Origin of the sequence: Pedobacter sp. ISL-64, from assembly GCF_018613605.1 — a bacterium.
Classification (GTDB): Bacteria; Bacteroidota; Bacteroidia; order Sphingobacteriales; family Sphingobacteriaceae; genus Pedobacter.
In genome coordinates this window covers 12,297-26,679 of the sequence record NZ_JAGGPU010000016.1, presented here as the reverse complement: position 1 = coordinate 26,679, position 14,383 = coordinate 12,297, and the positions used below count along the sequence as shown (strand labels likewise).

General features: G+C 38.0%; 14 protein-coding genes. 8 read left to right on the top strand and 6 right to left on the bottom strand.

From position 1 onward, the window contains the following. Positions 1–95: 95 nt before the first annotated feature. The 4 genes from J7E57_RS18655 to J7E57_RS18640 all read left to right on the top strand — a co-directional run bounded on the left by J7E57_RS18655 (position 96) and on the right by J7E57_RS18640 (position 2,826). Positions 96–662: a Crp/Fnr family transcriptional regulator gene (locus tag J7E57_RS18655; RefSeq protein WP_215124740.1), complete on the top strand. Its 567-nt coding sequence runs from the start codon at positions 96–98 to the stop codon at positions 660–662. 69 nt (positions 663–731) lie between these two features. Further along, positions 732–1,052: a DMT family transporter gene (locus tag J7E57_RS18650; protein ID WP_057931064.1), complete on the top strand. Its 321-nt coding sequence runs from the start codon at positions 732–734 to the stop codon at positions 1,050–1,052. A gap of 713 nt (positions 1,053–1,765) precedes the next feature. Continuing rightward, positions 1,766–2,347, top strand: a complete 582-nt coding sequence (locus tag J7E57_RS18645) for an RNA polymerase sigma factor (protein ID WP_215124741.1) — start codon at positions 1,766–1,768, stop codon at positions 2,345–2,347. After that, on the top strand, positions 2,344–2,826 hold the full coding sequence (locus J7E57_RS18640) for an anti-sigma factor family protein (RefSeq protein WP_215124742.1): 483 nt from the start codon (positions 2,344–2,346) through the stop codon (positions 2,824–2,826). The genes J7E57_RS18645 and J7E57_RS18640 overlap by 4 nt, the downstream gene beginning before the upstream one ends. A gap of 97 nt (positions 2,827–2,923) precedes the next feature. Here J7E57_RS18640 and J7E57_RS18635 read toward each other — a convergent pair whose 3' ends face one another. The 6 genes from J7E57_RS18635 to J7E57_RS18610 form a co-directional block, all read right to left on the bottom strand. After that, positions 2,924–3,451: an RBBP9/YdeN family alpha/beta hydrolase gene (locus J7E57_RS18635; protein ID WP_215124743.1), complete on the bottom strand. Its 528-nt coding sequence runs from the start codon at positions 3,449–3,451 to the stop codon at positions 2,924–2,926. Between the two features lie 105 nt (positions 3,452–3,556). After that, entirely contained in the window at positions 3,557–3,748 is a 192-nt protein-coding gene (locus J7E57_RS18630; RefSeq protein WP_025141747.1) for a cold-shock protein, read from the bottom strand. Positions 3,749–3,852: 104 nt separating this feature from the next. Beyond that, complete coding sequence (locus J7E57_RS18625) at positions 3,853–4,779, bottom strand: hypothetical protein (protein ID WP_215124744.1); 927 nt, start codon at positions 4,777–4,779, stop codon at positions 3,853–3,855. 69 nt (positions 4,780–4,848) lie between these two features. Beyond that, complete coding sequence (locus J7E57_RS18620) at positions 4,849–5,724, bottom strand: phosphodiester glycosidase family protein (protein ID WP_215124745.1); 876 nt, start codon at positions 5,722–5,724, stop codon at positions 4,849–4,851. Positions 5,725–6,056: 332 nt separating this feature from the next. After that, a complete protein-coding gene (locus J7E57_RS18615; protein WP_215124746.1) occupies positions 6,057–8,573 on the bottom strand; it encodes a zinc-dependent metalloprotease in 2,517 nt (838 codons plus the stop codon). 92 nt (positions 8,574–8,665) lie between these two features. Further along, positions 8,666–9,913, bottom strand: coding sequence for an aspartyl protease family protein (locus tag J7E57_RS18610; protein WP_215124747.1), 1,248 nt, complete (start codon positions 9,911–9,913; stop codon positions 8,666–8,668). 52 nt (positions 9,914–9,965) lie between these two features. Here J7E57_RS18610 and J7E57_RS18605 point away from each other — a divergent pair, with 52 nt between their 5' ends. From J7E57_RS18605 to J7E57_RS18590, 4 genes are read left to right on the top strand one after another with little or no spacing between them, the layout of a single operon-like run. After that, the gene (locus tag J7E57_RS18605; RefSeq protein ID WP_215124748.1) at positions 9,966–11,294 is read left to right on the top strand and encodes a D-alanyl-D-alanine carboxypeptidase; all 1,329 of its coding nucleotides are present in this window, start codon (positions 9,966–9,968) and stop codon (positions 11,292–11,294) included. A gap of 30 nt (positions 11,295–11,324) precedes the next feature. Further along, on the top strand, positions 11,325–12,350 hold the full coding sequence (locus J7E57_RS18600; RefSeq protein WP_215124749.1) for a glycosyl hydrolase family 18 protein: 1,026 nt from the start codon (positions 11,325–11,327) through the stop codon (positions 12,348–12,350). A 1-nt stretch (position 12,351) separates the two neighbouring features. Next, positions 12,352–13,398 carry an aminotransferase class I/II-fold pyridoxal phosphate-dependent enzyme gene (locus tag J7E57_RS18595; RefSeq protein ID WP_215124750.1) on the top strand — a complete coding sequence of 349 codons (1,047 nt, stop codon included), beginning with the start codon at positions 12,352–12,354 and terminating at the stop codon, positions 13,396–13,398. A 37-nt stretch (positions 13,399–13,435) separates the two neighbouring features. Continuing rightward, positions 13,436–13,840 carry a histidine phosphatase family protein gene (locus J7E57_RS18590; RefSeq protein ID WP_215124751.1) on the top strand — a complete coding sequence of 135 codons (405 nt, stop codon included), beginning with the start codon at positions 13,436–13,438 and terminating at the stop codon, positions 13,838–13,840. Positions 13,841–14,383 lie beyond the last annotated feature (543 nt).

Genomic DNA, 14,383 nt, shown 5'->3' with positions numbered 1-14,383 from the left:
ACCGTGTTCTGTGTATTATGACTACATACTTTTTAATCAGGTTACACCCCCTGCTGAAAAAAAATCGATAGCTTTATCAAACATTAAAAATTCTCTTGTACAGTCAGTTAAAAAATATAGAAATCTTTAAGCCGCTCAGCAATGAAGCTTTAGAAAAGTTAGCTGCTGTTTCTAAGCGGGTAGAACATCAAAAAGGAACGATTTTAATCTATGCAGATAAAACAGAGCCTTATTTCTATATCCTCGAAAGTGGTATTGCAAGAGCCTATTCTGACGGAGAAAACCAACAGATAACCTTTTGGTTCGGGCAAAGTAGTGCCGTTCTTTTTTCTTTTAACAGCTATATTAATAATAGCCCCGGTTACGAAAATATTGAGCTATTGGAAAACTGCAGTTTAATTCAAATCAGGCTAACCGATCTTTTTTTGCTTTACGATCAACATTTAGAAATTGCCAATTGGGGCAGAAAAATTGCAGAACAGGAGTTAATTGCTACTGAAAGAAGATTAATAGACCGGGCTTTTAAAGGGGCAGCAGAACGTTATCAGGATTTTGTAAATCAATCTCCCGAACTGATTAAAAGAGTAGCCTTAAAACACATTGCCTCATACCTGGGCGTAACACAGGTTACCCTGAGCAGAATAAGAGCAGCTCATAAATAAATTCATTTTTTAACATTTGTAAAATGTTGCCTGATGAATGTGCCTTAAATTTGCAGAAACACATTTATCATGAACTGGATTATCTTAATTATTGCTGGCCTTTTCGAAGTTGGCTTTACAACCTGCCTTAAATTATCGAACAATTTTTCGAATATAAAATGGAGTACGGCTTTTTTTGTCTGTATTATTTTGAGTTTCTTATTGCTAAATAAAGCAACCCAAACTTTACCCATGGGAACTGCCTATGCTGTTTGGACGGGTATCGGTGCCGTAGGAACAGTAATTATCGGAATTTTTTATTTCAATGAGCCAGCAACCTTCTGGCGGATATTTTTTATCTGCACACTTATAGGCTCAATTGCAGGATTAAAGTTCTTTGCTTCACATTAGCGAGCGCTTACAAAGTTTAATTATATTCATTAGCTGGTGAGCAAAAAAATGGTTGATTCCTTTTTTTGGAGCGCAATGCCTGTGCAGGTAATCAAGTTGGTTCCCGTGTTCCGCTTGTACGCTTCGGCCTCGTTCCTCACCTGCAGGGTACCGCTTCACCCGGGGCCAAATGGCCAAAACAGCATTTCATTTTTAGGGTTGCAGGGTGCACGCAGGCTGTTCGTAAACCTGATGGCAGCGGCAGCCCCGAAGCATGAGGGCTACAGCGAGCAGGACTGCAATCTCCAATGAAAAACCGCCCTTTTGTTTCCAATCAATAAAAAATTATATCGCCTATTTACCAAGTAATTTTCTTTTCGGAGCGCAGTGCCTGTACCAGAAATCAAGTTGGTTCCCGTGTTCCGCTTCGGCCTCGTTCCTCACCTGCAGGGTACCGCTTCACCCGGGGCTAAATGGCTAAAATAGATTTTCATTTTTAGGGTTTGCAAGGTGCACCCACGATGTTCATAAACCTGATTGTCGGGAAAAGCTTCCGATCCTTCATCGGAACTTGTACCAAAAGCAGGACTGTAACCTCCAATGAAAAGCTGCCCTTTCATTTCCAAAAAACCGACCTACTTAAACTATTCATTTGGCAATTGACAAATAATAAATCTCTTTAACTATGTTCCACGTGTAACCTACTTATCTTTAATGTAGTCTTACTGCTAAACATGGAGCAAAAACCTACAGATTTAGAGCTGATCCAAAAAGTGTTGAACGGCGAAACCGATCAGTATGCTCTATTGGTAAAGCGCCATCAGCGATTTGTATTTACGCTTGCTTTAAGGTTTTCGAAAAACAGGGAAGACGCCGAAGAAATTGCGCAGGATTGCTTTGTAAAAGCATATAAAGCATTGGGCACCTTTAAACAAACAGCTAAATTTAGTACCTGGCTGTACACGATAACCTATACTACGGCGATGACTTTTTTAAGAAAAAACCGATTAGATACTACGTCAATACATGGTGAAAGCACCATTTTACAGCTCGAAAACCATACCTCGAGCTTTAATGCAAATGGCTATGAGCGGCAGGATAGCCATGCTTTTTTAAATATTGCCATTACCCACCTTTTACCAGACGATGCTGCTATTATTACCCTATTTTATAAAGGCGAACAGAGTTTAGAAGAAATTGGCGAAGCACTGCACATGGAACCCAATACGATAAAAGTAAAGTTGCATAGGGCCAGGCAAAGACTTAAAGAAAAATTACAATATTTGTTAAAAGATGAAGTAAAGGAGTTACTATGAATACAATAGAACAACAGCTTTGGGATTATATTGATGGGAATTTGGATGATTCTTCAAAAAAAGCCATCGAAGAAAAAATTGAATCGGATGCCGAGCTTAAATCGCAGTACGAGGATCTGCTAAAGCTTAATTTAGTTTTCGATGGGCTCGATCTTGATGAACCTTCTATGTCTTTCAACAGGAATGTAATGGAAAGTGTTACCTTAGTTCCTGCCCCTATGGCGATGAAAACAAAGGTTGATAAAAAGATTATTTATAGCATTGGGGGCTTTTTTGTGGTCTCGCTACTCGCCTTATTGGGTTATGTGTTTTATAACGCTAACCTCGAAATGCCTCAATTCGATTTAAAGGTGAATTTCGATTTCAATTTAGAGAAATACATTACGCCTACGGCTATTTATGCCTTTCTTTTTGCAGATCTGGTGATCGGATTACTTTTTCTCGACCAGTTTTTAAGGAAGAAAGTTGCGCAGAAGTAAGAGCGCTTAAATTGTTCCCGCAGATCAAATTGATTTACGCAGATTTATGCTCATCTGCGCTTTTCCCGAAATCTGCGGGAACTCAGCAAGGTAAATGTTACCCCAAGGTTTTTAAAATCTCTAGTCCCCTTGGCCACTTACCAAATCCGGCATCTGCATTAATATGGCCAGCATTACCGATATTAATAAATTCACTCCCCCAATTTTCAGCAAAAAGTTCAGCCCTTTCTATTGTTACCCATTCATCATTCGAACTGGCTACCACAATGGTTTTAAAGTTTATTTTATCTAAAGGCACGTGATCAAAACCAACCGTCGAGAAAGTATATCGGGGCGCTTCTAAATCGCTTGGTGCAACCAATAAAGCACCTTTAATTTTCTTCTGATATTGTTTTGCCCAATTGGCAATTGCAATACAGCCCAAACTATGTCCAATTAAAACCACATCAGCCAAATTATAATCAGCAATGGCCTGATTTATTGTTTCAATCCAGTCTTTGCTGGCAGGTGTATCCCACTCTTGTTGATTAATGCGGATAAAATGATCTCCAGATTTTTCGAAATGCGTTTGCCAGTGATCCGGGCCTGAATTACCCAAACCAGGAACAATAAAGTAGTAGGTCATAATAAATTGGAATAGATCTTAAATGGGCTCAGGTGGCGAAAAAAGAAAATAAAAAAAGGCCGCCATCGCAAGAAAGCAGCCTTCTCTGTAAATATGATAAATAAATTAAATTACTTTCACATTAACGGCATTTAAGCCTTTTTTACCGTTAGCAACTTCGTACTGAACTTTGTCGTTTTCACGGATTTCGTCGATAAGACCTGTTGAATGAACAAAGATTTCGCTATCGCCATTCGCAGGTACGATAAAGCCAAAACCTTTAGTTACATTGAAGAATTTTACTGTGCCTTCTTGCATTGTATTAAATATTAAAATTAAGTATGCAAGGTAAGTTTTAATTTTTAAAATCAAAATAAATTTTAACATTTTTTTAACGTTAAGATTTTGTAAATAGCAGATTACTAGGGCTTTTTAATTGCCTTCCCAATTATTGTTAAAGTAATTTCGCTATTATGCGGAATCCCGAGTGTTGTACCGGGAGCCACATCAAAAAGGTTTCTAACATAGATATCTGCTATACCCTGAGCCACCTTTTTTTTAGCTTCAACGTTCTCGGGAAGCACATTATAAATCGTTTTTACGTGTATCCTTCCCTGAAAATTTATCACCGCTGCAACTTGATAAGCAAAATCTTTATAAGCCCGATCTATCCTGATAATATACTGCGGAAACATATAATCGTAAGCTTCGGTCCTGTTATTGGCGCGATCAACGGTGCTGATTTTTTCTACCCTTACAATTTTACTTTTTGGTATAAACTGAACCGGATCTGTTGCAGCAAAAGCACTATCGCTATTCAAGTTAACTTTTGCAGCACGCTTCTCTATAAAAGCAGTATCGGCCTTGCTTGGTTTTTGCAGATCGGCAGCCTTGGCCTTCAATTTGTTTTTAATATAATCCTGAGCGTAAAAAGTCATATTTACATCCGAGCGAACATCTGAAGCAATTACTTTTCCATCAACCTGAATCCGCTGAAAAACCAAGCTATCCTTACTGATGTGTTTTACTTTAAAAAATTCCGCAGCAAAATTATATACATTTCCGTGATCGTACTGCATGTAGAATTTTTGCATTCTTTGCTTCTGTGGACTCCAGGCCGACATGGTATCTTCTTTAACCACTTCAATGATCCAAGATGGTTTTTGCATAAAACCTTCCGTATTAAAAGAAAGTCCGTTTTTAAAACGGCGTTTTACCTCTTGATAGCGGATGCCTTTTACAGGCTCGAAAGTAAAATCTCTTAAAGTTGGGTCATTGGTTTTAGTGCCAAACTTACAGGCAGAAAGCATCAGCACAAAAAAGAAAAAGTATATCGTATTTTTAATCATTTCAACAAAAATCTTTGGCTAAAATAAGTTTTTTTAACCAGAGCTAAACATGCTGTTATAGATACAGGTTTATCTCCTTACTTGTTTTTTCACTAAAATGACGTTAGCTACTTTGCGCTGCCCTTCATGGTCCCATTTTTTATTATCAGTTGGATAGTTGATAACACCATTATCAGGCATTCCGTTTACCCACATTGTTGTAGAACCACCGCCATCAAAATTTAGGGCACTGGCACAGCCCAACCAACGCATTAATTTGGTTAGTTCGAACAAACTCATGCCTGCGGAGTTTTCATTTCTTCCATCAACGGTTAACAAAATCACTCTCCCGTTGGGTTTTATGCCCAGGCAGGTACGCGGATGCCGCAAACGGCTAAAACCAGCAGTATCTAACGTTTCATCAACATGGTTTAAAGTTAACAAAGGGCCGTTTAACAAAACATTTTGAGCGGTCAGTTTTGTTTCCCAGTCAGTTGTTCCATCCCATTTTTTGATCGAAATTTTCCCGTTTTCAATTACAACCGCTGCTTCCTGATGCCTTGCCCGATTTCCGTTTTTATCCAAGCGGTTAGTATTAATGGTTTTTCCATTAACACGAACAAAATCTACTGAACCTCCATTTTTTACATCGAAAAAATTACCATTTGCCGCAGCAATTGCTGTATCGCGTAATCCAAAATTACTGGTGGTAATTAGTTCTTTCTCTTCTGCCCCAATAGCAAAAACCGCCTTCCGACCTGTATTTTTTATTTCTAAAAACGAAATGTTTTCGTTTGCAGCGAAAAGGTTTTTCTGATCAAAATGATGTCGGTATAACACCACCTGTTTGGCAACCCTGTTTTTCTGCCATCTGGTTTTTACTACGGTTAAAGAATCGGCATTCTGGCCAAAAGCAGATAAACCGTAGGTAAATAAGATAAAGGCAAATAATAATCTTTTAAGCATAATAGCTGTTTTAACCATAAAATTAAAAAACTGCCATGTGTTTAGCCTAAAGCATCAAAAATTATACAAAGGGGGGTTAAATAGATTCGTCATTTCGAGCGAAGTGCAACGAAGCCGAGAACCCGAAGGCTCAGTGAAGCTAAATCTGCCACAATAGATCTCTCCATTCCGTTTCACTACAGTCGAGATGACGAGCCGTCTATTGAAACCTGATAGGTTTGGAACAAAAAAACGGAGCGATCAATTTAATGATCTGCTCCGCTTTTTAATTTTGAACGAATTAATTTGGATGCTGAATAATCTAACATTCAATCCTTCTATCATTCAATCATTTATTTTTTAGGATCTAAAATATCTTTAATTCTGATATTCAAATCTTCATAATGTGCTTTGGTAATGGCATCACCTGCTGCTGCTCTGGCTTTTGTAGTAGCCAATAAGGTTTTTAACTCTGCTCTAACCAATGGTCTGATATCAGATAAACCAACATTGATTGGCGTTAAACCGTAACTTGCTGCATAATCTACAGGGAATCCAACCGGAAGCTCTGCTTCTTTAGTCATTAAATCCTGTAAACGGTCTACATAAGCACGTTGTAAATTACGTTTAAATGCATCTGCTCTTCCTGCAACAAAAACCGACGATCTTAAGTCCGTAAATAATTCAGGCAAGGTATATGCTTTTGCTGCACCGTTTTTAGTTTCGTTATCTAATAAACGAGCAATACGCGAAGCGGATAATAAATTGCCTAAAGTATTTGCTTGAACACTTTTAATGCGGTTTAACAATACACCATTATCAAATTTACTGAGTTGATCATTGCTGATTAACCAAAGCGGGGTAGTAAATAATTGTTGATTAAAAAAAGCAATGGCTTCTTTTTGCTTTGCTTTAGGCAAATAGGCGTAAACTGGCCCTTTTTGCTCGTAGGTTTTAAAGTTTTCGCTTAATCCACCAACGTTTGTTGCCACATGTCCCATATAACGGTTAAACTGGCCAACAATTTCGGTGTAGATTTCTTTTAAATCACTGTAATCTTTACCTTTTTGATAGGTCCATTTTTCTACGTTAGGCAAAATACGTTTTAAGTTGGCAATACCATATGTACTTGCTTTCATGGCATTGTCGCCCAAATCTTCGCTCTGCAAACGAGGATCTAATGAAGTTCCCTGACGGCCATAGAAATACAATGGATTACCTGCATTTTTCAATGTCCACTGGTCTAAAATTTCTTTTTCCTGTTCTGCAGTTTTGTTTCCAGGAATCCAAGAATAACCCCATTTCACTACCCATTTATCGTATTCTCCAATTTGTGGGTGAAGCTTGGTTACGCCATCGCCAGGTTGAGCGATGTAGTTAAAACGCGCATAATCCATAATAGATGGTGCCGTACCATGTTTATCTGTAAATGCTTTTGAACGTAATGAATCAACCGGGTAAGCATAACTCGAGCCAAAGTTGTGTGGTAAACCTAAAGTATGACCAATTTCGTGTGAAGAAACAAAACGGATTAACTCGCCCATTTGCGCATCCGTAAATTTAGCTTTACGAACTTCAGGATTAATGGCTGCAGTTTGTACAAAATACCAGTTACGCAAGAGGTTCATTACATTGTGGTACCAACCAATGTGCGTTTCTAAAATCTGTCCGGTACGTGGGTCGCTAATATGCGGACCGTAAGCATTGGCAATATCTGACGCAAAATAACGAACAACTGAATACCTGGAATCTTCTACACTGAATTGAGGATCTTGTTGAGGCGTTGGCGCTTCTTTACCTATAATGGCATTTTTGAAACCTGCAGCTTCAAAAGCTACCTGCCAATCGTTAATCCCCTGGATTAAAAATGGCACCCATTTTTTAGGCGTTGCAGGGTCGATATAAATTACAATCGGTTTTACCGGTTCTACCAGTTCGCCACGTTTATAGGCGTTGGTATCTTTTGGAACCAAATTCCAACGGTGAATGTAGGCTGTACGCTCTGCCTTTTGTGCATTGCTTCCATAATCGATTTGAGATTGACCAAAAAAACCAACCCTGCTATCCATTATTCTGGCTTTTACAGGGATTTTTGGCAATAATAACATCGATGTATTGAATTCGAATGTAACCGCTCCATTACTATTATCAGTTGGAGATTCTGCTGCACGGTAAGTTTTAGCCGTTTTTACTTCAACATTAATAGGGAAAGTTTTTACCGTATCGATATAAGAGCGTGTTGCATCGTACATGGTAACTTTATAAGTCTTACGGATCTGATCGGTAGCACCAATAGCCATTACATCACCATTATAAAAATCGGTAACATCAATCACAACTCCTGTCGTGTCTTTATTATAAGCCTTAATTTCAAAGCTGGCTAAAATCTGTGCAAGATTAGAGTTTTGTACCGATTCGTACATATCGTTGTTTGGGTCGGCCTTTGTTGCATAGCTTGGTACGCGGATATAAACTTGTTTACCTCTACGCTCCCATTTCCATACCTGCTCATTTAATTGTTCACCACCATATTGCTGGTTACCTACTTTTACGCCTGCGGGTACTTTGGCCAACCGGGTAACTACAAGCATTTCGCGGTTAATCATCGAATCTGGTATCTCAAAATACCATTTATCGTCTACTTTATGTGTTTTGAATAAGCCGTTTGTTGTTCTGGCTTTTGCGGTAATTACTTCAGAAAACGGCTTAATTCCTTCTTTCTTTGGTGCTGCTGCCGGGGCTGCAGTTGGAGTTGCTGGGGTAGCTCCTTTTGTTGTTTTAGATTTTTTCTGGGCATATACGGAACCTGATCCGGCTACACCAAGTGCTACGATACCTGCGAGGACAAGTACCTTAAAGTTTTTCTTCATGTGTATATAAAAGTTAGTTTGCTTGGCAATAAGAGGTTAAAGTTAGAACCTTGTTACACGACAATTCTTTTGTAACTGGAAAATTACGCTTTTTAGATCCTCTTTTCAAGGTGAACCACTTTAAAATAGACTTGATTATCCCTAAAAATTTCGAAAATTACACTTCTATCTGCTTTTGATTTAAACATTTCGGTAAGCTCATTTAAAGAATAGGCATCTATACTTTTGAAATTTACCGCAATAATTTCATCATCAGGACATAATCCTGCTTTTTCGGCCGGACTATTTTCGTCTATTTCTCCAATCAGAACTCTTTTATACTCCTTCTGATCTAGATAAAGCACCATACCAACCATATCATGTTCGAAAGGGGTTTTGCTTAAACCATTAGGCTTAACATAAATAAAACCTCCCTGGTAATTAAACTGGATATTAAATTTCCGCAGCAAATCCGCTCCGACATTACCGTTCCGTTTGGATAAATCGATCTTATCTGCAATAGTCTTAAAATCAGGAAATCCTGCAACAACGTCTTTAAAAACATGGCCGCCTACATTAAACTTGTCTACACGGCCAACATACCCCTTAATCTGGCCGCTAAGACTCATCCCTAAATTTGCTTTGATTTTTTTTTCAGGCAGCGGGAATTCGGTTCCATGGAGCATTTCGAGCGATAAAGCATGGCTGGCTCCTGTGTCCATTAAAAACCTAGCCTCAACGGTCTTACCACCAGGAACATCAACAGTACCTAAAATATACGGTTTCTGATTCTGAATCTCAATTGGTATTTTTTTGCCGCGGTATTTAATTTTGGCATCGTGGTCGTAAATAATCAGCCTATTTTCACTATATCTTATATCAACAATAAAACTGTTAAAAAAACTGAAACCCAACAAGCCATAAATTTTCAGCCCTAAATGCCCCGACAGGTTAAAGAGATCTTCTTTTAAGATTGCCGTTGGTATATTCTTAATGCTTGTACTGCCTACTTTAACATCTAGACTTTGGGAAACATAGGCTTCTACTGTTTCAATGCCCAAGCCAGATACTTTAATTTTACGGAGTTTACTAAAATTCAAAGAATCGATAATCGATGGATCGGTAATAATCATCGGTCCAACTCCGGTATCAAGAACAAAATCATACGGCCCCTTACCATTTACATACACCGGAATAACCATTAGGTTTTTGATGCACTTAAAAGTAATTGATTGTTTTTGCCGGTTTCTTTTAAAAAGGAATTCCTGGCCAAACCCAGAAAAAGCAAGAAATATAAAGCCCAGGCAAATTGTCAGTTTACGTAAACAGATTATTACACCGGGGTTATATTTGGTTAACATTAAACTAAATTTAATAAATTAGTTGGATAATTATGTCAGCTAAATTTAGAACATGTTTCTGCTAAAAACCCAATATTTCACTTTTCTTGCATTTGCACTATATATTTGTTTGTTAACAAGTTGCTCAACCAATAAAATCATTTCAAAAAAAGTAGCTAAAGAATTTAAAAATTCGCAGGTAATCAAACAATATCAGGTTGGTTTCGCCCTTTATAATCCTGCAGATAAAAAAATGATTTTTCAGAAAGATGCCGATAAATATTTCACCCCAGCATCTAACACCAAACTTTATACTTTTTTTGCGAGCTTAAAAATGCTGCCCGATTTAATGCCTGCTTTAAAATATATTGAACGGAATGATTCATTGATTTTTTGGGGTACAGGCGATCCGTCTTTTTTACAGTTTGCAGTAAAAGACAAATCGGCTTACAATTTTCTTTTGGCTTCGAACAAAAAACTATTCTTTTCTCCAGGTCGGTATTCGGGCAGTTTTTTCGGTGACGGCTGGTCGTGGGATGATTACGATTATTATTATCAGCCAGAAATTACCGAAATGCCAATTATGGATAACATGGTTACTTCTACTTATGCCGGTTCGAATAAAATCAACATCGAGCCCAAAGTTTTTGCACCATGTTTTGAAATAGATTCGACAAAAAAAGCAGGCAGTTTTCAGGTAAGCAGAGATTTTTTAAGCAACCGCTTTCACTATCCTGCCATTTCAGTACAACCGGGCTATAATCAGCAAAATCCATACAAAACCAGCGCACAGGTTACGGTTGAAGTATTATCAGATACCTTACACAAACCTGTCGGAATTATAAACTTAAAAATACCATCAGATGCTAAAACTTTGTCTGGCGCAAAACGCGATTCGGTTTTAAAACACATGATGTTACCCAGCGATAATTTTATCGCCGAACATTTGTTATTGGTTTGCTCCAATCAGATTGGCGATACATTAAGTACAACAAAAGCAATTGATTACATTACGAAAAACTACCTTTCTTTTTTGCCTGATAAAGTAAAATGGGCTGATGGATCTGGTTTGTCCCGTCAGAATTTATTTACTCCACGTGATAATGTATACCTCCTTGATTCCATTTACAGGTTAATAAACAATCCGGATAAACTTTTTAATCTGTTGCCTGCAGGTGGTAAAAGCGGCACATTAAAAAATGCTTACCCTAAAACAGACAAACCTTTTGTTTTCGGAAAAACAGGTTCGCTCGGGGGTGTTCATAATCAAAGTGGATACGTGCTCACAAAAAAGGGTAAAACATATATTTATTCTTTCATGAACAACAGCTTTGTAAAACCAACTGCCGAGGTACGTGCAGAAATGGTGAGGATAATCACTTATATACACAATACTTTTTAAGCATATGTAGCATCAAATAACACCTAACCTATGAAAAAAATTCACCTATTAATTGGCATCTCTACCATGCTCATCATATCATCTTGCAAGAAAAATGACCCGATAACCGATCCTACAGAACCTCCTATACCTGTTACACCGTACGTACCAGATAATAGCTTTAAAATTGTAAGCTATTTTCCAAGTTACCGGGATCCTGCCGGTGTTGCTGATTCGAAATATAAAATGATTACACATCTATTTTATGCATTTCTAAACCCTAACCCCGATGGCAGCTTAGCAACATTGGAGCAACCCGCCCGCTTTGCAACAGTAATGCAAAAAGCCAGGGCAAATGGCGTAAAAACAGGCATTTCGATATCTGGCACTAAAAGTATTTTTGTAACCATGGCGGCATCTGCAACGGCCAGAAACCTGTTTGTAAAAAATGTACTAGCTTTTGCCAAAACAAATAATCTGGACGGCGTAGATATGGACTGGGAATATCCAAGTACCAGCGACGGGTCGGCAGACAATTACGTGCTGTTAATGAAGGAACTTTCAGATTCGCTACACAAATACCACAAATTTTTAAGCGCAGCTATAACCCCGGGCGTATATGCGGGCAGTATTCGTGATGGATTAAAATCGGAAGTTTTTCCTGCTGTAGATTTCTTTAATATTATGGTGTATGATGGCATTGGCTGGGATAAAAATGAGCCTATACAACATGCATCCTATAACATGGCCGTTGCCAGTTTAAATTATTGGTTAAGCACCCGCGGTATGCCAAGAGAGAAAGCCGTTTTGGGTATCCCGGCTTATGGTAAAAATGCCAATAACTCGGCTAAGGCCTATCGCGATTTTGTAACAGCGGGGGCTGATGTAAGTTTAGATAATGCATTAATTGATGGCGTTCAATTTTACTTTAATGGAACCATAACCACCAGGAAAAAAGCTAAACTCGCTAAAGATATTGCAAATGGAATCATGTTCTGGGAATTCTACCATGATGACAATGGCGAAAAATCTATTATCCGTGCTGCAAATGATGAGCTTGGACGAAACTACAATTAATATGAAGCCTAACTTTAAATCGATTGATCAACCTTTTTCTAACAAAATAAATATTGAGAAAAACACCTATTTATATTTTGGTGGAACAGCTTATTTGGGCATTTCCAAAAATCAGGATTTCATTGATTTATATATCGAAGGGATTAAAAAATTCGGTTTAAACAACGGAACAAGTCGTACCAACAACATTCAATTAGGTATTTATGATGATGCCGAAAAAGTAGCTGCAGCCCGTTATGGGGCAGAAGCGGCACTGATTACTTCGAGCGGTTATTTAGCTGCGCAGCTTACCGTTAAAGCTTTATCGAAATTAGGAAGGGTAATTTATGCCCCGGCTACACATCCTTCATTATGGTTAGTAGAAAACCAAACCAGAAATTTAATGTCGTTTAAAGCGTGGGAAATGGAAACGATTGAAATGATAAATTCATCTGAAGAAAAAACCTGGATATTAATTAGTAATTCGATGAACAATCTTCTACCAGAAATTTATGACTTCACCTTTGTAAAAGAAATCCGCAGGGATAAAAATATAATTCTTGTTGTTGACGATTCGCATGGAATAGGCGTAAACAACAATGGTATGGGTGCCTTTGTAAATCTCCCCAAACAAGAAAACACCGAAAATGTAGTAGTTGCTTCAATGGCAAAAGCACTGGGTGTAGATGCAGGTATTGTTTTGGCCTCGAATAAAACGATCGATAAACTTAAAAGTACAAATACGTTTATTGGCGCTTCTCCGTCTAGTCCAGCAGGGATTTATGCATTTATTCATGCCGAAGAAATATATCGAAAAGCTTTAAATAAACTGAAAAATAATATGCTGATGTTTGAAACGGCATTAAATCTTACCTGGAAACACGAGTATGGTTTTCCGGTATATTTGCTCGGCGATATTAATTTCTCAGAACGCCTTCTGCAAAGGCAAATCTTAATTTCATCTTTTCCTTATCCAAATCCTAGCGACCCGCCTTTAGATCGTATAGTGCTTTCCTCCTGGCATGAAAAAGAGGATATTGAAAGGCTGATAACAGCTATAAATTTTTAACCTTTCCTTATCCAATTAATTTTTCAATATTTATGACATGAAAAAACTGTTCGTATTACTGTCGTTAACGCTTCTCTTTGCTAATGTAATTTCTGCACAAACCACTAATGTTTGGATTGTTAGGCACGCTGAGAAAGATAAGTCTAACCCACAGGATACCAACCCCAATCTCTCTGATGAAGGAAGAGTTCGGGCAGGAGATTTAGCAACCTACCTAAAAAAGGTAAAATTTGATGTTGCTTTTGCCACACCAACAAAAAGAACGCATCAAACATTAGATTCATTGGTGATTCCGAAGGTGATTGATTATAAAGACATTAAATCACTTGTAGACAGTATTAAAACCAATTATGTTGGCAAAACCGTTATTGTAGCGGCCCATTCTAACACCGTACTCGAGATTATTGAAGCCCTTGGCGGCAAAAACCTAAAGAAGAATTAACAGATGATGATTACGATTATATTTTTGAACTGGCTGTAAAAGAGGATAAAGCGAAGGTAAAAATGGAACAATACGGGAGGCCACATCATTTGTAACCCTAGTGGCGGCTGGTATTACCACCTGACATTTGTCAAACTAAATATCAACAATTTAGTAAGATTGTAACATCTTACATCACGGATAGATAGCCCCATAAAAATATTTGAACTCAGGTTAATAGGAAATGGTTGGTTCTGTGCTTTTGGCTTTTTCAGTCCCGCTTTTGGTTCGAATTCCGATGAAGGATCGGAAGCTCTTCCCGACAATCGGGTTTATTTAACCTGAGCTGGTACTAGAAACTCAAATCTTTCATCCGCTAAAAATAAAAGTGAGGTTGTTTCGAACAGGCTTTTGTTAGCTAAACCCGACAGTAGCGGGCATTTCGATTAATCGGATAAAGCGAACGGTGGGAAACAGCACCTATGAAATGCTGCCCTTTCATTTTCTAAAAAGCAGAAGGATTTATACTTAATAACCTGAACTCAATGTCTTGCTCTTTGCAAT